The sequence below is a fragment of the Bacillus sp. AP8 genome, from assembly GCF_000321185.1.
Lineage (GTDB): Bacteria > Bacillota > Bacilli > Bacillales > DSM-1321 > Bacillus_AD > Bacillus_AD massilioanorexius.
Genome location: NZ_CAPG01000023.1, coordinates 1 through 16,602, shown reverse-complemented (window position 1 = coordinate 16,602; position 16,602 = coordinate 1). Strand labels below are relative to the sequence as shown.

At 33.4% G+C, this 16,602-nt stretch carries 20 protein-coding genes; 8 read left to right on the top strand and 12 right to left on the bottom strand.

All coding sequences use genetic code 11. The annotated features are described in order from the left end of the window. On the bottom strand, positions 1–581 hold a 581-nt coding region (locus tag BN349_RS04345; RefSeq protein ID WP_019241052.1), incomplete at its 3' end, for a hypothetical protein. Between the two features lie 171 nt (positions 582–752). Here BN349_RS04345 and BN349_RS26835 point away from each other — a divergent pair. Next, positions 753–1,058 (top strand): nuclease-related domain-containing protein, encoded by a 306-nt coding sequence (locus BN349_RS26835; RefSeq protein ID WP_081591172.1) that lies wholly within the window; start codon positions 753–755, stop codon positions 1,056–1,058. Here the strand turns inward: BN349_RS26835 and lpdA are convergent. From lpdA to BN349_RS04320, 5 genes are all read right to left on the bottom strand, one after another. Continuing rightward, complete coding sequence (lpdA, locus tag BN349_RS04340; protein ID WP_019241051.1) at positions 1,049–2,410, bottom strand: dihydrolipoyl dehydrogenase; 1,362 nt, start codon at positions 2,408–2,410, stop codon at positions 1,049–1,051. The genes BN349_RS26835 and lpdA overlap by 10 nt on opposite strands. A gap of 14 nt (positions 2,411–2,424) precedes the next feature. Beyond that, positions 2,425–3,576 (bottom strand): dihydrolipoamide acetyltransferase family protein, encoded by a 1,152-nt coding sequence (locus BN349_RS04335; protein WP_019241050.1) that lies wholly within the window; start codon positions 3,574–3,576, stop codon positions 2,425–2,427. Positions 3,577–3,592: 16 nt separating this feature from the next. After that, positions 3,593–4,627, bottom strand: a complete 1,035-nt coding sequence (locus BN349_RS04330; protein ID WP_019241049.1) for an alpha-ketoacid dehydrogenase subunit beta — start codon at positions 4,625–4,627, stop codon at positions 3,593–3,595. Between the two features lies 1 nt (position 4,628). After that, entirely contained in the window at positions 4,629–5,633 is a 1,005-nt protein-coding gene (locus BN349_RS04325) for a thiamine pyrophosphate-dependent dehydrogenase E1 component subunit alpha (protein ID WP_019241048.1), read from the bottom strand. A 218-nt stretch (positions 5,634–5,851) separates the two neighbouring features. Next, positions 5,852–6,088, bottom strand: a complete 237-nt coding sequence (locus BN349_RS04320) for a hypothetical protein (RefSeq protein ID WP_019241047.1) — start codon at positions 6,086–6,088, stop codon at positions 5,852–5,854. 163 nt (positions 6,089–6,251) lie between these two features. Here BN349_RS04320 and BN349_RS04315 point away from each other — a divergent pair, with 163 nt between their 5' ends. After that, entirely contained in the window at positions 6,252–6,899 is a 648-nt protein-coding gene (locus BN349_RS04315) for a cupin domain-containing protein (protein WP_019241046.1), read from the top strand. Between the two features lie 89 nt (positions 6,900–6,988). On the opposite strand, the gene BN349_RS04310 is transcribed toward BN349_RS04315, so the two are convergent. Beyond that, complete coding sequence (locus BN349_RS04310; protein WP_019241045.1) at positions 6,989–7,642, bottom strand: HAD family hydrolase; 654 nt, start codon at positions 7,640–7,642, stop codon at positions 6,989–6,991. 329 nt (positions 7,643–7,971) lie between these two features. On the opposite strand from BN349_RS04310, the gene BN349_RS04305 reads away from it, so the two are divergent. From BN349_RS04305 to BN349_RS04280, 6 genes are all read left to right on the top strand, one after another. Further along, positions 7,972–8,340, top strand: coding sequence for a nuclear transport factor 2 family protein (locus BN349_RS04305; RefSeq protein WP_019241044.1), 369 nt, complete (start codon positions 7,972–7,974; stop codon positions 8,338–8,340). A gap of 119 nt (positions 8,341–8,459) precedes the next feature. Continuing rightward, positions 8,460–9,923, top strand: a complete 1,464-nt coding sequence (locus BN349_RS04300; protein WP_019241043.1) for a spore germination protein — start codon at positions 8,460–8,462, stop codon at positions 9,921–9,923. A gap of 16 nt (positions 9,924–9,939) precedes the next feature. Continuing rightward, positions 9,940–11,106, top strand: coding sequence for a Ger(x)C family spore germination protein (locus BN349_RS04295; protein WP_019241042.1), 1,167 nt, complete (start codon positions 9,940–9,942; stop codon positions 11,104–11,106). 12 nt (positions 11,107–11,118) lie between these two features. Then, a complete protein-coding gene (locus BN349_RS04290; RefSeq protein ID WP_019241041.1) occupies positions 11,119–12,225 on the top strand; it encodes a GerAB/ArcD/ProY family transporter in 1,107 nt (368 codons plus the stop codon). A 202-nt stretch (positions 12,226–12,427) separates the two neighbouring features. Continuing rightward, complete coding sequence (locus BN349_RS04285; protein ID WP_019241040.1) at positions 12,428–12,934, top strand: DUF6773 family protein; 507 nt, start codon at positions 12,428–12,430, stop codon at positions 12,932–12,934. Between the two features lie 10 nt (positions 12,935–12,944). Then, positions 12,945–13,160: a helix-turn-helix transcriptional regulator gene (locus BN349_RS04280; RefSeq protein ID WP_019241039.1), complete on the top strand. Its 216-nt coding sequence runs from the start codon at positions 12,945–12,947 to the stop codon at positions 13,158–13,160. Positions 13,161–13,298: 138 nt separating this feature from the next. On the opposite strand, the gene BN349_RS04275 is transcribed toward BN349_RS04280, so the two are convergent. From BN349_RS04275 to BN349_RS04255, 5 genes are all read right to left on the bottom strand, one after another. Further along, complete coding sequence (locus tag BN349_RS04275) at positions 13,299–14,171, bottom strand: PhzF family phenazine biosynthesis protein (protein ID WP_019241038.1); 873 nt, start codon at positions 14,169–14,171, stop codon at positions 13,299–13,301. 22 nt (positions 14,172–14,193) lie between these two features. Beyond that, on the bottom strand, positions 14,194–14,694 hold the full coding sequence (locus BN349_RS04270; RefSeq protein WP_019241037.1) for a hypothetical protein: 501 nt from the start codon (positions 14,692–14,694) through the stop codon (positions 14,194–14,196). A gap of 227 nt (positions 14,695–14,921) precedes the next feature. Beyond that, positions 14,922–15,155, bottom strand: a complete 234-nt coding sequence (locus tag BN349_RS04265) for a helix-turn-helix domain-containing protein (RefSeq protein ID WP_019241036.1) — start codon at positions 15,153–15,155, stop codon at positions 14,922–14,924. After that, complete coding sequence (locus BN349_RS23315; protein WP_019241035.1) at positions 15,152–15,331, bottom strand: YvrJ family protein; 180 nt, start codon at positions 15,329–15,331, stop codon at positions 15,152–15,154. The genes BN349_RS04265 and BN349_RS23315 overlap by 4 nt, the downstream gene beginning before the upstream one ends. Continuing rightward, the gene (locus BN349_RS04255) at positions 15,312–15,941 is read right to left on the bottom strand and encodes a sigma-70 family RNA polymerase sigma factor (protein ID WP_019241034.1); all 630 of its coding nucleotides are present in this window, start codon (positions 15,939–15,941) and stop codon (positions 15,312–15,314) included. Before BN349_RS04255 ends, BN349_RS23315 begins: the two co-directional genes overlap by 20 nt. Positions 15,942–16,602: the final 661 nt, after the last annotated feature.

The window sequence follows — 16,602 nt, the reverse complement described above, 5'->3', positions numbered from 1 at the left end:
TTTTCATTTAAAGCATCTGGATAAACAATTTCATTAAATACTTTTTGCGTAGCTTGATCTTTTAAAGTGATAGTCACTTTATAATCATCAGAATCTACTCCATCGAACAACTGATAAAACATTCCTGACATCGCTAAAGTTAACGTAGCAAATCCATCCATACTATTTTCAAAGGCTGATTGATCTACTTCTAAAGTAAATTCCGAATAGGATTTATTAGCCTTAATATCTTTAATTGAAGGAAAATCCTCACCATTTTTGGTTTCGTCAATTGTTTTTTGGATGTTTGTTTTAAGTTCTTTCATCAACTCTTTATGCTTAGATTTACTCATTTTATATGTCAGTGAACCATCATCATTTTTAGTTACCTCACTAACGCCATCTTTTTTTGCATCAGCTATAACAGTATCCAAATCTTGTCCCTCAAAAAAAGAAGCTGGTATAGTGATTTCTACATTTAATAATCCTTTATCAACTGCTAATTTGTCACCTTTTTCAGCCTTTTCATCCTTATCATCAGAAGAACAAGCTGTTAATAATACAATAACTAATGATAATAATAAATACATACACTTTTTCATAAATTCAATCCCTCCTAAAATACACATACCCGATTATACAAGAAAAATTCATAATATAAACTAGGGAAAGACTTTTTTCTATTGAAATGATTTAAAAAGTATATAAATCGAGGTAAAGGGTTTGATTGTAAAAGAAAGGTGAAAAATCCATCGAAGATTATCTTATTCTTCATGATAAAAGAATGCAATCTCCTAAACATAATTATTACTTTCAAATTAAAACGCTCCTACTTTGTTAAAGTTTCATTTTTCCTTATAGAAGTAAAGAACTTGTCTGGAACAATTATTTATCATCATCACTCCAAACAATTTGTTCAAAACAGTGATAATACGGAAAAAGTTTTAAAAAATCCTTTAACTCAACTGGAATTACAGAGAGTTCGATTTCGATCTTTCTTCTATTCTACGAATTCAATTTTCCCATTAAAAAAGACCGAGTCCATTCACTGGCTCAGTCTTCCCTATTTTTACATATGAATTGCTCGACCTTTTGCCTGAAGTATTGCTTCATGGATGGCTTCTGACAAAGTCGGATGAGCAGAAATGAAGTCTTCTAATGAATCTACTGTCATTTCACCATGTATCATCAATGCACCTTGACCAATTAATTCGGTTGCATGTGGTCCTACAATCGTCAGGCCAATAATTTCTCCATATTCTGGCTCAACTAGTACTTTCACTTTTCCATTTCTATTATTAAGAATGAGAGATTTTCCATTCATAGAAAATGGGCATTCCCCAACTAAAACACTTTGATATACAGTTCTAGCTTGCTTTTCTGTTAATCCAACACTTGCAATCTCTGGATTTGTGTATATGCATCTTGGGACCACTCTCTCATTTACGCTTGTCATATTCCCACTAGCATGAAGTGCGGCAACTTTTCCTTCATGCATAGCAACATGAGCCAATTGAAATCCACCTATTACATCTCCACAGGCATAGATATTCGAAACATTCGTTTGCATTTTTTCATTGACTATAATGCCTTGTTTCGTCATTTCTATCCCGATTTGTTCTAAACCTAATTTTGTTACTCTTGGTTTTCTACCTATTGAAACTAGAAGATACTCTGATTGACACTCTAACATCTCCTGACCTTCTTGAAAAAATACCTTTTTATTAGTAGAATCTACTTCTTTCACACTTGCTCCTAAAAACAGCGTTACTCCTTGCTTTATTAATTCTTTTTGTAAAATCAACGCGACCTCAGAATCTTCTCCTGGTAGTAATTGATCTGCCATTTCAATAATAGTTACTTTCGTTCCCATTGCACTATAAATACTAGCAAACTCACAGCCTATTACTCCACCGCCAACAATGATTAATGATTCAGGAATCGTAGACAAAGACATCGCCTGACGACTATCGATAATCCACTCTCTATCAAATGGAGCAAACGGTAATTCAACAGCCTCAGAACCTGTTGCGATAATGATTTTATCTGCATGAATTGTCTCACCATCTACTGTTAAGTATGTAGGTGATTGAAAGACTGCTTTTCCCTCTATTATCGTAATCTTATTTTTTCTCATTAAATACCGAATACCTTGTACAAGTGAGGCCACAATGTCATTCTTTCGATTCTGAACTTGATTCCAATTGATTACTAAATCATTAACCTTTATACCAAAATCATTTGCATGCTTTACTTGATGAATCATTTCAGCACTTTGCAAAAGCGATTTTGTTGGCATACATCCTTCATTTAAGCAAGTTCCCCCAAGAGAATCCTGTTCAATAAGTATTACCTTATTACCCTGTTGGGCAGCTATAATAGCTGCTACATAACCTGCTGGACCTCCTCCAATTATTGCTATTGTAGACATGGCTCACCTTCCTTCTATAATAACAACTTAATGGGTTCTTCTAAATATCGTTTCACACTTTGTAAGAAGGTTGCTGCTGGCGCTCCGTCTAACACCCGATGATCAAAAGTTAGACTAAGAGGAAGTAGGCTTCTTTTTTGAACCTCTTCTCCCACAAATAGAGGTGTATCCATAACAGCACCTACTCCCAAAATGCCAGCTTCTGGAGGATTAATAATGGGTGTAAAGTGTTCAATACCAAAACCTCCAAGATTACTTATCGTAAAAGTTGAACCAGTCATTTCTTCATGACTAAGTCTTCCTTCTCTGGCTAACCTTGCTTTTTCCTTTATTTGCTTCGCTAAAGGAAGAATTGACAGCTCTTGGGCATCCATGATGACCGGAACGACTAATCCATTATCTAGAGCAACTGCTATACCAAGATGTATTTTGTCATACTCAAAAATTGCCTCATCCAAATAGGCACTATTCATTGCTTTATGTTCTTGAAGAGCTAAAACCACCGCTCTCGATATAAAATCATTTAGAGATAACTTTAAGTTATACTGTGCTTGAATCGATTGTTCTGTTTGCTTTTGGAACGATAATAATTCTGTTACATCGACTTTCATATTCATCGTCAGTTGTGCACTGTTTTGTAAGCTTTCCTGCATTCTTTTCGCGATGACCTTCCTCATTCCTGTTACTTGACGTGATGTAGGTACCTTTTCTTCGTGAACAATGGAAACAGGAACAACTTGAGCACCATCTATAGCTTTCTCGACATCTTCTTTCGTAATTCTACCTCCTGGACCAGTACCCTCAATGGTATGAATATCAACGTTAGCCACTTCCGCCATCTTCTTAGCGACAGGTGAAATCTTCACTCGATCTTTCAATGGTTTTACCTTTTCCACTACCCCATCCACCTTTGATTGTATTCGCTCATCTGCCCTACCGATGTAACAAATAATTGTACCTGGAGCAACACCTACACCCTCAGAAACAGCAATTTCTATAATCGTTCCATCTACAGGTGACTCTAGATCCATTTCTATTTTTTCTGAATTAATACTTGCGATTAAATCTCCTTTTCCTACAACATCCCCTACTTTTTTCACCCATTCAGAAACAGAGCCTTCCTTCATCGCCATCCCCAACTTTGGCATTATTACTTCTGTCGCCACAAATCCCACTCCCTTCTTACACGTTAAGCTCTGATGTTTCTCCCAATAATTCCGATACAACACCTACTACTCTATCTGGAGTTGGCAAATAAAGATCTTCTAATGCAGGTGAAAATGGCACTGGAGTGTGAGGAGCTGTTATACGTTTAATTGGTGCATCTAGAGTGTCAAATCCTTTATCAGCTACTAATGCTGCTATATCTGTTGCCACACTACATCTTGGATTTGCTTCATCGATAACAATTAATCGATTTGTTTTAGCAACAGAATTTAGAATCGTCTCTTCATCTAAAGGAGAAAGACTTAAAGGATCCACAACCTCTACTTCAATTCCTACCTTAGCCAATTGCTCAGCTGCTTGTATAGCTGTATGCACTTGTTTTCCAATAGCTACAATCGTTACATCACTACCTTCTCGCTTCACCACCGCTTTTCCTAATGGTATCGTATAGTACTCTTCTGGCACTTCACCTACCATGTTATATAACGTTTTATCTTCAAAAAAGATAACTGGATCATTGTCTTCAATCGCTGCTAGTAATAGACCTTTGGCATCATAAGGAGATGATGGAACAACGACTTTCAAACCTGGAATCGCTGTAAATAAAGCATATAAACTTTGTGAATGCTGAGCTGCCGCACGAAAGCCTGCACCATGCATTGTTCGAATAGTAACTGGTACCTGAGCCTTACCACCAAACATATAGCGGAATTTTGCTCCTTGATTTAGAACTTCATCTAGACAGCTACCAATAAAATCATTAAACATTAGTTCGGCTATTGGTCGTAATCCTGTTGATGCTGCAGCCATAGCCGCCCCCATATATCCCGCTTCTGCTATCGGTGTATCTAAAATCCTCTCACGTCCAAATTCCTGAACTAGTCCCTTCGTAACGCCCAACACACCACCCCAAGCTTCGTCATCCTGAAGATGGTCAACATCTGCACCACCAGCCACATCCTCCCCCATTAAGAGAACGTTTTCATCTTTTCTCATTGCTAACTTCATCGCTTCATTAATAGCTTCTGACATACTTATTTTTCTTGTCATCTTACTTTCCTCCTTTATAAGACACGTACACATCTGTTAATAAATCCGCTTCACTCGGATATGGACTCTCCTCACTAAAGCGTACAGATTCATCTATTGCCTCAGCGACTGCATCTTCAATAGAGGTTAATTCTTCACCCGCTACTATATTTAGATTTAGTACATATTGTTTAAAAAGCTGAATCGCATCTTTTTCATTTTTATGAGTGTCTTTATCTTGCTCCGTTTTATATTTTTGAGCATCTCCTTCGAAATGACCATAATTGCGATAAGTTATACATTCAATAAGTGTTGGCCCTTCGCCACGACGAGCTCTTTGGACAGCTTCCTCTGCCGCTTGATATACAGCCACTACATCTTTTCCATCCACTTTGATACCAGGAATATTGTAGGCTTTTGCACGATCCACTATGCTTTGACAGCTAGAAGCATACGTAAATGGTGTGGCTTCTGCATAGCCATTATTTTCAGCAACAAATACAACTGGAAGTTTCCAAATAGCCGCTAAATTAATGCCTTCATGGAATGTCCCATGATTATTTGCTCCATCTCCAAAAAAACAAACACTCACATGATCTGTTTTCTTATATTTTGCGGTTAAAGCTGCACCACAGGCTAGAGGAAAACCACCGCCAACGATTCCATTTGCACCGAGCATACCTTTGTCTAAATCTGCTATATGCATGGATCCACCTTTTCCTTTACATAATCCAGTCGCCTTTCCGTATATTTCTGCCATCATGCCATTCAAGTCACATTCCTTTGCTATACAATGACCATGACCGCGATGCGTGCTTGTAATAGAATCCTTTTCATTTAAATGTGCGCAAACTCCAACTGCAATAGCCTCTTCTCCAGCATACAAATGTACAAATCCAGGTATAATCCCTTTTGCAAACTGCTCATGCACCTTGTCTTCGAACATTCGTATTTCTAACATTTTCTGATACATCCATCTTGCTTTTTCACGAGTTAAGATAACATTCTTTTTTTGTGTGACTTCCATTGATACATCCTCCTTTTAAATTGTCCTATCTAATATGTATGGCAAATGTTGTCCCGATTAGAACTTAAGATTATGAACTCGTTCCTTTTTTATTGATTGGATGTCTTCGGATAATTTTGCATTTAAGTAAGAAGTTATTCCGCAACTTACAATAAGTTAAAAGGACAAAAAAAGAACCTATAGAGAAATTCTCTATAAGTTCTTCACTAATTGTGATATTAGTGCAATTTGTTTGTTTTAACATGAGCTTCTATTGCCTTTAATGCTGCTTCTGCAAATTCCTGCCCCTTTGCCTCTGGAGTAAGTTCAATATGCTCAATACTAGTTGTATCTTGTCCATTAAGTAAAAAAAGAGTTTTTACACCAGCTTCTATTCCTGCTCCCGTTTGAACACCTATCCGAATGACATGCAAATCTTTAAAATCTACTGTTAATACCCCATTACTTACCTTCATGAAAATCCCCCTTTTCATAAATAAGCTACTTTTATTGTACTGCCTTATTGAGCATACGTATATTAATAAGAATTACAGGTAAGATTATGGACCTGCACGAAAAACAATCTACTACATAGGTTATTCGTATAAATAACCTAAATTTAAAGGATTTGATAAAAGAATGGCCTCAACGATTGATTATGCCTCACCCTCTACCCATTTCTTTTTTGATGTAAATAAAAGTAGATTCATGACGAAAAATAACCAAAACTATATAAATGTATTAGGCAAACAACAGTTAAACACTCTCGAAAATGTTTCATTGTTAGATATATTTCTTAGTAGAAATAATGTAGTAGAACCGCATTATCATCAAAATGCAGCGGAACTTGTATACTGCATAAGCGGTTCGGCAACTGTTTCATTACTTAATCCATATACAAATCATATTGAAAATTTCCCTATTACCCCTGGTCAAGTAGCGAACGTTCCACAAGGCTGGTGGCATTATGAAGTAGCAACAGCAGACCAAACACATTTATTAGCTATTTTTGATGCACCTACTCCAGAAGTTATTTTAGGATCAGATATATTAAAATTAACACCTGCCAATATTATGGCACATACGTATTGCATGGATGAAAACCAATGGAAGAAAGCTATTGCTCCTATTCAGCCTTCTACTTTCATAGGGCCACCTAGTAACTGTAACCGAAATTATGAAAGCAAGGGCTCCCCATCTCCCAGCTATCCAACTCAATACAGCAACCAATGGTATGAAACACCAATATATAATCAGCTATACCCAGAACAGTATCCTTACAGATAAACTATTCCATATCTCAATTTAAATAAATATCTCTCTTTCATTTCGTCATAAAAAACATCAGACAGCTCTATTTAGCTGTCTGATGTTTTTCACTGACCTAATAATATCCTTTTAAGTTCTGAAACACTTTCAACAATAAATGTAGGATGACTTTGTAATAATTCTTCCTTTGATCCATATCCATAGGTAACTCCAATGGAATCAATATGATTATTGTTTGCACCAGCAATATCGTACTTGCGGTCTCCAATCATTACAAAATCAACTAATTGATACTCCTTGTATTGTTCCAAAATATATTGAATAATCTCAGTCTTTGACGATCGAGTTCCATCTAAATTGCTACCAACAACAACGTCAAAATAATCGTTTATATGAAAAAATTCTAATATTTGTTGAGAAAACACTGTAGGCTTCGAAGTAGCTACTACTAATATGTATTTTTGTTTTAACTTTTGTAAAAGTTGAGGTATACATGGATATAGCTGATTTTCAAACATCCCCTTCATTTTAAAGCGATCTCTATAATAATCTACTGCTTGATTAGACTTTTCATCATCGAAATCGTAAAATTCAGCAAACGACTCTTTTAAAGGGGGACCAATAAAACAATCTAGTTTATCTAAGTTTTCTTCTTCAATATTAAACTTTTGTAACGCATATTGTACCGACTTCGTAATCCCCTCTTTTGGATCAGACAACGTACCATCTAAATCGAATAAAATAATCTTATATGTACTCATCTAAAACTTCCTCTCCCATTTCACTTCATCAACTATTATAATTCTTTTATCTCAAAATGTCTGAGTATCATTTTTTAAAGGATTTACCGATAATAATAGAAAATGAATAACTCGGAGATAGATGTAAATATTTAAGGTTAGTTGCCTAGTGCGTATTGGTTGAATTCTGTTCTAGTATACTCGCATTCCTCTGGGTCGTCGGTATTCCCATAAGAGTCACGCAACTCACGCTCCAATCAAGTAACTTTTTTATTCACCAAACATATTACAAAACAAAAATCTTTTAGAAAATGACCAAATGCCAAAATTTAGATTGAGAGGAAATACATATGACAACTCAAAAAGGAAAAATGATTGAAAACTTCGTTGAATCCTTTACTTCAGGCAATATGAATGTATTAAAAGAATACTTGACTGATGATATCCAATGGAACCTAGTCGGTCAAACTACTATTCAAGGTGTAGACGCTTTTGTAAAGTACTTACAAGACCAACACAAACCGCATATAAAAGAAACGAACATTACAAATACTATTACGCACGGCATAACAGCTGCAATTGATGGAACGATTTTAGTTTCTGATTCATCTGGAAACGGCCATTCTATTTCGTTTTGCCACATTATTCGCTTAAATAAGTTTAAGGATGGTAAAATCAAACAATTAAAAACCTATATCATTCATGAAAAAACAGAGTGACGGTAACATCACTCTGTTTTTTCGTTAAAAATCAATGGATGCTTCTCTAATAAAAAATGAAATAATTTTCCTTCTTTTGCTAAAGATATATAAAAGAAATGAACTGCGGAGGAATCTTTTTGTCATCATTACAAATCATTCAAAATCAACTTCAATCTGAATTAAACTATTCTATGGATGTTATTACAAGACCTTTCGTTTTTCACTTAGTCGATTCAAAAATCAATGGATTTCTTTTGTATATACAAGGAATTGTAAATGAAAAGGAAATAGAAGAGTCGATCATCCGATGCTTACAAAAAAAAACGACCTTAACAGCTGACGATACTTTGTTAACATCCATTTGCATGGAAGTCATTGAAACGAAGAAATATCAAATACGATCCTTACACTCGTTAGAGAGGGTAATCAACGATGTTTTAGCTGGAAATACGCTCATCATATTTGAGAATTATCATGAAATTATTTCAGCCACAACAACAAAAATGAAGGAGCGAGCATTTAGTCCACCAGAAAGTCAAAGAGTATTAAGAGGTCCACATATTGGTTTTAATGAGCATCTTAATTCAAATATCGCTTTAATTAGAGGAATTATCAAAAATAAGAATTTAACGTTTGAAAAGCATACAATAGGCACACAAACCAATACCGATATTTGTTTAGTGTATTTACAGGATAAAGTCGATCCAACGATCTTAAAAGAATTAAAGCACAGACTAAATAATATACAATTGTCAGAAGTTATCGAATCCAACTATATAGAAGAATTTATCCACTATGACTTTTTTACACCTTTTCCATTAATATTAAATTCCGATCGGCCTGATGTCATTTCTGCAGAAGTATTAGGTAGTAAGATTGCCATACTCGTAGATGGAACTGGATATGCCCTACTAATGCCTTCACCACTTATTACCTTTTTGCATTCACCAGATGACTATTATTTTAAATGGAATTTATTTTTCAACCGATTTCTTCGTTTCTTCTCCTTAATAGTTGGCATTTATATCCCTGGGCTTTATATTGCTTTTGTCAATTTTGAACCAGGTTTCATTCCTTATGATTTAGTCATAAGTTTAGCATCTCAAAGCGAAAATAAACCTTTGCCACTCGTTTTTGAAGTGTTGATTTTTACGATTTTATTAACCGTCATTGTTGAGAGCGCACTTCGATTGGATAAAAATCTGGTTTTAACCGTATCGCTCATCGGTGCAATTGTCATTGGACAGGCAGCCATCGAAGCTGGAATCGTACAACCTGCAACACTAGTGGTTGTCAGTATTTCATATATTCTTAGCTTTGCGGCACCCATACAAACGATGGATTCCGCTATGCGTATAATACGTTATGCTCTTATATTAATGAGTGCCGCATTTGGGGTATTTGGTATCACCCTTGCAACTATCGCCCTTATTGTTCATTTAGCTCATTTACGCTCCTTTGGAGTTCCATATTTGTCGCCATTTGCACCATTCGATCCAAAAGATCAAAAAGATACAATAATTCGTTTCTCACTACCCAAAATTTTAAAAGCAAAAAATAAAATGCATCATGAAGAACCATTTTTCAAAAAAAAGAAATAGGTGGCGTGTATCCTTAATGAAGAAGCATATTGGATTTTCCCTGTTTATCTTACTATTTGCCATACTAATTGGTCATTTTCAGCATGATGAACTTCATAATGTTGCCTTTATATCTGCTATCGGCATAGATCATAGTAAGAAAGGCTACAATGTGTCTGTACAAGTTCTCAATCCTTTGGCCTTTTCTCCACAAGGACAAAGTTCATTGCCCTTCTTTGTCTTTGAACAAGAGGGACACTCCATTAATCATATCATGTCGAAATTAACCCAACGAATATCTAGAAAAATAGAAGTTTCTCATATTCAAACAATCATAATTAGTGAGCAAATCGCCAAAAAAATGGGTCTAAAAAAAGGATTACATAATATGATAAGGGCCTCTAATTTTCCTTATGATACGACCGTCCTAATTGCACGGAATTATAAAGCAAAGGATTTTTTAGAAGTCCTTCCCTTTTTTGAAACAGTCACTTCACGAGAAATTGCTAGTCATTTAAAGAATATTAGTCAAGAAAGAGGCTCGGTTTTTCCTACTTTCTTAACAAAATTGCAAGGAGATATATTAAAGGACGGTAAAGATGCTGCTATACCTACCATTCATTTCAAAGGAAATATTAATGAAGCAAAAAATAAAAGTGCCCAACAATTGACCAATGCAAATTTGAAGGAAATAAGCTTCGATGGGTTACAACTATTTAAAAGAAATTATTCAACTGGTTGGATCAATAGCAATCTAAGTCCCTACTATTACCTACTAAATAACAAATTACAACATACAAATATTAGAGCAAACTGTCATAGCAACAAAGAAATTTCTTTAAATGTCTTAAAAAGTCATACAAAAATTCGAGGACAAATTCATAATGATACTCCTACTTTTACCATATCTATAAAAGTAACAGGCAATATTTCTGACTACTCTTGTAAATATGATTTAAGCTCGGTTGAAAATGGTCAGAAAATCCAAAAAATCGTGGAAGAAGAAATAAAAAAGAAAGTCACTAAACTGTTAGAAATAACTAAAAAGAAGAATAGCGATATTATTGGATTCGGTGAAATTCTAGAAATTTATGATAATAAAAATTGGAAAGAAGTAAAAAAAGACTGGGTACAAATGTATCCCAAAAGCGAGTTTACGATTGAGGTAGATGTAACAATTCAAAATTACGGTGACATTATTTAAAAGAGGTCAATTATGAACAAACAGCACATTAGTCATTTTCAGCTTATTGTATTAATCATTCTTTTTCAGCTAGGTAGTGCCATTTTTTTAGGAGTAGGTAAAGAAGCAGGAAAAGACGTATGGATTTCCATTCTTTTAAGTACCGTTTTAGGAATCCTTTTGTTGTATTTTTATATTACAATCTATTCTATAAAACCAAAAAGTTCTTTATTAGAATTGTTAATGGCCGGCTTTGGTAAACCATTAGGGAAAGTAATAGGTTTTGTCTACTCCATCTATTTTCTTTACATGGCAACTCGAGTTACCGCTGATTTCGGTTTTTTTATAGATAATCAATTAAGCAATACGAATATTATCGTTTCAAAATTATCCATATTAATATTAGTCGGATATATTTCCTATCTAGGAATCGAAACTCTAGCACGGTCCGGAGAAATATTTTTCTTTATTACTTTTTTATTTTTAAGTATCATCTTTATATTATTTACATTTCAAGATACAATCGAATATAAAAATCTTCTTCCTCTCTTTTCAGAAGGGAACTCAAAAATCATTCAGGCTATTTTTCCAACACTCTTAACAACGCCATTTGGAGAAGTGATTGTATTTCTTTGTTTATTTCATTTCTTACGGGATTTCAAAGTTTTTGTAAAGAAAGGATGGCTTGCTGTCACCGTTCCAGGAATAATACTAAGCTTATCAGCCATTTTTACAATTGCTGTACTTTCAAAGGAATTAACACTTGAAATGACTTTTCCATTCATTGGTGCCATCCAACATATTACATTTCTTAGATTTATTACCCATTTTGAAGTATTAGCTGTTGTAATATTTATTATTGGTGGATTGATCAAAATAACTATCTACTTTTATGCAGGAATTTTTACCTTGTCCAAAGTCTTACACATAAAAAATCAAAATTACTTTATTATTCCAGTTCTTTTCCTTATGTTTTTGACAACCCATTTTTTTATGAAAAACTACATCGAGCATATTACATTAGGTATTACATTCATGCCTTATTATATTCATTTGTTTTTCCAAATTTATCTCCCTCTTATTCTTCTGATCATCCTATTCCTTAGAAGAAAAAAAATCCAGCACTCTTCCTCCAACTAATAAAGTGTTGGATTTTTTCACCGTAATGATTCATTTCCGTCTAAAATCTCCTATCACATTTGTTGTATCGAACAAACCTTTATCTAACATTTAGAAATATATATCACACTAAATGTAATATATATATTGCAAAAAGAACAATAAAGTATATAATATGAGTAAGAAGTGAATAAGATGCGAAATACTTTGGAGGTTGATATTCATGAATTTATTTAAAATGAATAACGTTACAGATGAGCGAATAGAAAATGTCCGAAATAAAATTTATAAAGAACTGTTTTATGTCGTTATCGCCATTTGCTTTGTCAGTATTATCACAAAAACATATAAATTTGGAATAGGAAATGTAGATGCTATCTTAGAATGTACTATCCTATTTATTGGTGCGATCTATTATTTAGCACGATCTGTTTATTTAGGTGTATATTCTGACGAAGTAGAAATGCATGATCGCACTCATAAAACTTCTATGAGCAAAAAATCTTTGTATATTAGTATAGGTTCTGCTATCGTCATCTCTCTAATTATGGGTATTAACAGTGCTATATCCTTTGCTGACAACAGTTCTCAAGGTTATGAGTATTTTACTATAGTTACACTTGTCTCAATCATGATTTATTTACCAATCTTTTTGCTTTTATTTTGTGGCATTCATCTTGTTGCAAAGAAAATTAGTATGAAAAGCCAAGAAGATGATAAGAAATTGTAGGTGAGCACCATTGAAAAATATGAAACTGAAGCTAGCAAGAGTAGAAAAAGATCTATCACAAGAAGAACTAGCTATCATTGTTGGAGTTTCAAGACAAACAATTGGACTAATTGAATCTGGAAAATATAATCCGACATTAAGTTTATGTATCAAAATTTGTAAAGCATTATCACGCACTTTAAATGATTTATTTTGGGATGAATATCCTAATGATGAATCAATGTGATTTATTTACCTTGTTTGAAATCATGTCTGTTTCAAATCAAATAGACCTTCCTACTATAATTGGAAGGTCTATTCTGTTTTTACACATCTATAATCTTTTTGAAAACAGCTATAACTAATAAAAAATAATGGCATACTTTTAAATCCAGTGGCCTTTTGCTACAACAAATATTTGCCCACCAACTGCTATTGAAAAATGATTATTCACTTTTTCCGCCTCTATTTTAAGCAAAGATGGTCTTCCAATTTCATAGCCTTGTTCTACTTTATATGAAACTTTATGGTTTTGAAAGAACTGATTTTCAACTATGTAACCTGCCAAATTTCCGTTGGCACTACCTGTTGCTGGGTCCTCTAAATGTCCAGAGGTAAACATAAAGACTCTGGCATGTAAATCATTTTCAGAATGGACAGTTTCAGTTGTAAAAACAAGGATATTCGCATTTCCGTACTCCTTTAGTACCTCATTATATAAATGATGCTCTACTCTACATCTTCGGACTGCTTCAAGTGAATTTAATGGAATAATAATGCTCGGTAATCCAGTTGAAACAATTTCAATCGGATATCTAGTATTAACATCTTCGGAATTAATTTGTAAGATACCTGCAGCCGTTTCTACATCTAGTTGAGTACTAAATATTGGCGGATTCTGTTGCATCCAAGCATATTGATCTTTAAAAGAAACGGGAATTTGCCCTACTTGAAGATTAAGCATTACCTCTGAGCTATTTTTATCGCTTAGAAAATTTCTTATTATATGAGCTGTACCTATAGTTGGATGCCCTGCAAATGGAATTTCTGAATCAGGTGTAAAAATCTCCACATCATATCCACCATTTTCTTCCTTCTCAGACATAATAAAAGTCGTTTCCGAAAAATTAATCTCCCTTGCAATTTTCTGCATTTCATCCTTCTCTATTGATCCATCAGGTATACAAACAGCCAATTGATTTCCTTCATGTTTATTTTCAGCGAAAACATCCACTAAATAAAATTTGATCTTTTTCATGTGATTTCTCCCCTCCCATGTACTATTTTGATTGCTCATTACCATGCTGTAATCTGCTTATCTTGATATGTGTCTTTATCTCTTTTCCACTCTTTTGAGAAAAGTGAATAGCGTATTTTCCTTTAGGTAAATCGATTTGTTTTTGATTAAAAGTCTGATTATAAGAGTCATCGGGCTTTAACGTAACGTCAGTTATCAATAAATCATCTTCCTTAGCCATCAATTGAAATTGGTATGTATGAATGCCTGTATTCTTAATATGGAGTTGTATAGGATGATTTTTCTTAATGGCAAAATGCATATAGCCATCACCTTGCATGGTCAAATTCGTATTATTGAATGATGAAAATGGCGTTTCCATTTTGAACATAACTGCCGTCATATTAACAGAATGAATATCATTCGTATTCAATTCTAATTCTTCTTGTATTACTTCCTTCCTTTCATGAGAAAAACCGCAACCTGTTAAAAAGATTAACAAATATACAATGGTCAAAATTGCCGTTATTTTTTTCTTATTCAATCCCATTCCCCCTTTAAGAAAAAACATCCCAAAAGTCATTTTACCATATATTAACATCTAGATTTGTAATTTTTCTATCTATCCATGCTAATATTTCATAAATAGGTAAAAATCGAATGATGTCATTAATTAACAAAAAAGAATGTCTCAAAAAGTTCCACCAAACTCTAATTGAGACATTCTTTATAAATATTCTTTTACTTCTGCAGTTATCGTCATAACTTCCTTTACACCTCTTCGTTGGTTGACAATTCAAAAAATCCAGGAATTGATTCCGCTTCATATTGTCTAATACAGATCACTAGCTTACATCTTAATTCTTGTTCTAAGTCTTCTCTATTATTTTTTGAAGTTAATAAAAGGACTTTCTTTATTTTAGGTTCAAACATTTCAATGACTTTTTCTAATGAATGATTATTACTTTTAGATTCTTTAACAAGCTTAAATAATTGGTCATTCATCTTCTAACCCTCCTGTTAGTCGTCGAGCTTTTACTACTAGCTTGTGTCAATTTTATGATGACATTTTCCATTTTCTCTAGTTTTTTTTCAAAGCGTAAAAAGAGATAGATAGTAACCGCAATCGGAAATCCAAAATTACCAAGTATCACAATCCAATCAGGCATTTGAACGATCATTTTCTTCACCTCCTTTCAAAATAATATAGGAGCGAATTTTTTCAAGCGCTTTTTGGTGGATCTTTGATACATTTTGCTGGGAAGTATTTAATATCTTACTAATCTCCGTATCATTTAAGCAATCAACATAATATAAGTGTATGATTTCTTTTTGTTTATCAGTTAACAGGGTAATAGCTTCATACAGCAAAGGTTCATCGATATAATCCATTATGGTATGAACGAAGCAATTGTCCATTTTTTCTTGTGCCTTTTCATCTACAATGGTATCTTTTAAAAACAAATTTCCCTCTTCATCAATAGAACGCTCTAATATAAGCGAATGTGAATTATTATGTTTTCTATTTTTTTTATCAAAATTTATGGCGTTAAAATATAAGGTTGAAGAAATAAAGGAGACAAATCGAATGTTGAAGTAAAAACACTTAAATGCTTTATCTAACTGATTCTTGTTAAACGTTGATGGGTGTTCTACATATTGCATCAGTAGTTTATCATTTTCAGGATTTTTTAAGAAAGAATGAATAATATCATTGTCTAAATACTTTTTACGTTTTTCTTTATATCTTTTGTAATCTAACAAACAACAATTCTCATTTTTACTTTTCATTACTCTTTTTCACCCCTTCCAGGAACATACGTTCTGAAATTTGTTGTAAAAAAAGAGACTATTCGTCATAAGATAAAATGTATTAGTGGCTTGAAATATGCCTTTTTATAGTTTCTTACTTATATACAATAATCATTGCTGGATTATTTGCAACCACCTTCTCATTTTTCCTATAACTTCTTAATAGGATTACAACATAATTATAGTGTTTAAATTATACCATTTATAAGAAAAATTCACATAAACCATTTATACCATTTATTGTAAATTACTTATATTTTTTCTTTGTATTGGTAAACTACCATTTACTTATAAAAGAATAAAAAAGAGCAGAAAATACAACCATTTTTATAAATTTTTCTATTTTTACTTAACTTTTTTTATAAAAGATTACCAATCTGTATTAGAATCCTCAAAAAGATATTCATACAAAATATGATTTTTTCAGTATGTTCCGTTAAACATGCTTCAATTCGTGCTTATCAAATTCAAATTCTACATCGCCATCCCTCGCATTAGGCTCAAATCTTTCTCTCTTCTCCACGAATCGCACAGGTTTTCCGCCTATTCATTTTTTGATCATCAGCAACGAGAACCTATCAATTATGAAAAGCATTAGGGTGTTAAAGTAGTGATAAATCCTCCACTACTTTAACACCCT

What these genes read in the sequence shown, in the direction of transcription:
- BN349_RS23315 (WP_019241035.1), bottom strand. Translation starts at nt 15,331, where the DNA reads ATGATCGTTCAAATGCCTGATTGGATTGTGATACTTGGTAATTTTGGA.
- lpdA (WP_019241051.1), bottom strand. Translation starts at nt 2,410, where the DNA reads ATGTCTACAATAGCAATAATTGGAGGAGGTCCAGCAGGTTATGTAGCA.
- BN349_RS04290 (WP_019241041.1), top strand. Translation starts at nt 11,119, where the DNA reads ATGAACAAACAGCACATTAGTCATTTTCAGCTTATTGTATTAATCATT.
- BN349_RS04255 (WP_019241034.1), bottom strand. Translation starts at nt 15,941, where the DNA reads ATGAAAAGTAAAAATGAGAATTGTTGTTTGTTAGATTACAAAAGATAT.
- BN349_RS26835 (WP_081591172.1), top strand. Translation starts at nt 753, where the DNA reads ATGATAAAAGAATGCAATCTCCTAAACATAATTATTACTTTCAAATTA.
- BN349_RS04275 (WP_019241038.1), bottom strand. Translation starts at nt 14,171, where the DNA reads ATGAAAAAGATCAAATTTTATTTAGTGGATGTTTTCGCTGAAAATAAA.
- BN349_RS04295 (WP_019241042.1), top strand. Translation starts at nt 9,940, where the DNA reads ATGAAGAAGCATATTGGATTTTCCCTGTTTATCTTACTATTTGCCATA.
- BN349_RS04310 (WP_019241045.1), bottom strand. Translation starts at nt 7,642, where the DNA reads ATGAGTACATATAAGATTATTTTATTCGATTTAGATGGTACGTTGTCT.
- BN349_RS04305 (WP_019241044.1), top strand. Translation starts at nt 7,972, where the DNA reads ATGACAACTCAAAAAGGAAAAATGATTGAAAACTTCGTTGAATCCTTT.
- BN349_RS04315 (WP_019241046.1), top strand. Translation starts at nt 6,252, where the DNA reads ATGGCCTCAACGATTGATTATGCCTCACCCTCTACCCATTTCTTTTTT.
- BN349_RS04330 (WP_019241049.1), bottom strand. Translation starts at nt 4,627, where the DNA reads ATGACAAGAAAAATAAGTATGTCAGAAGCTATTAATGAAGCGATGAAG.
- BN349_RS04265 (WP_019241036.1), bottom strand. Translation starts at nt 15,155, where the DNA reads ATGAATGACCAATTATTTAAGCTTGTTAAAGAATCTAAAAGTAATAAT.
- BN349_RS04285 (WP_019241040.1), top strand. Translation starts at nt 12,428, where the DNA reads ATGAATTTATTTAAAATGAATAACGTTACAGATGAGCGAATAGAAAAT.
- BN349_RS04325 (WP_019241048.1), bottom strand. Translation starts at nt 5,633, where the DNA reads ATGGAAGTCACACAAAAAAAGAATGTTATCTTAACTCGTGAAAAAGCA.
- BN349_RS04320 (WP_019241047.1), bottom strand. Translation starts at nt 6,088, where the DNA reads ATGAAGGTAAGTAATGGGGTATTAACAGTAGATTTTAAAGATTTGCAT.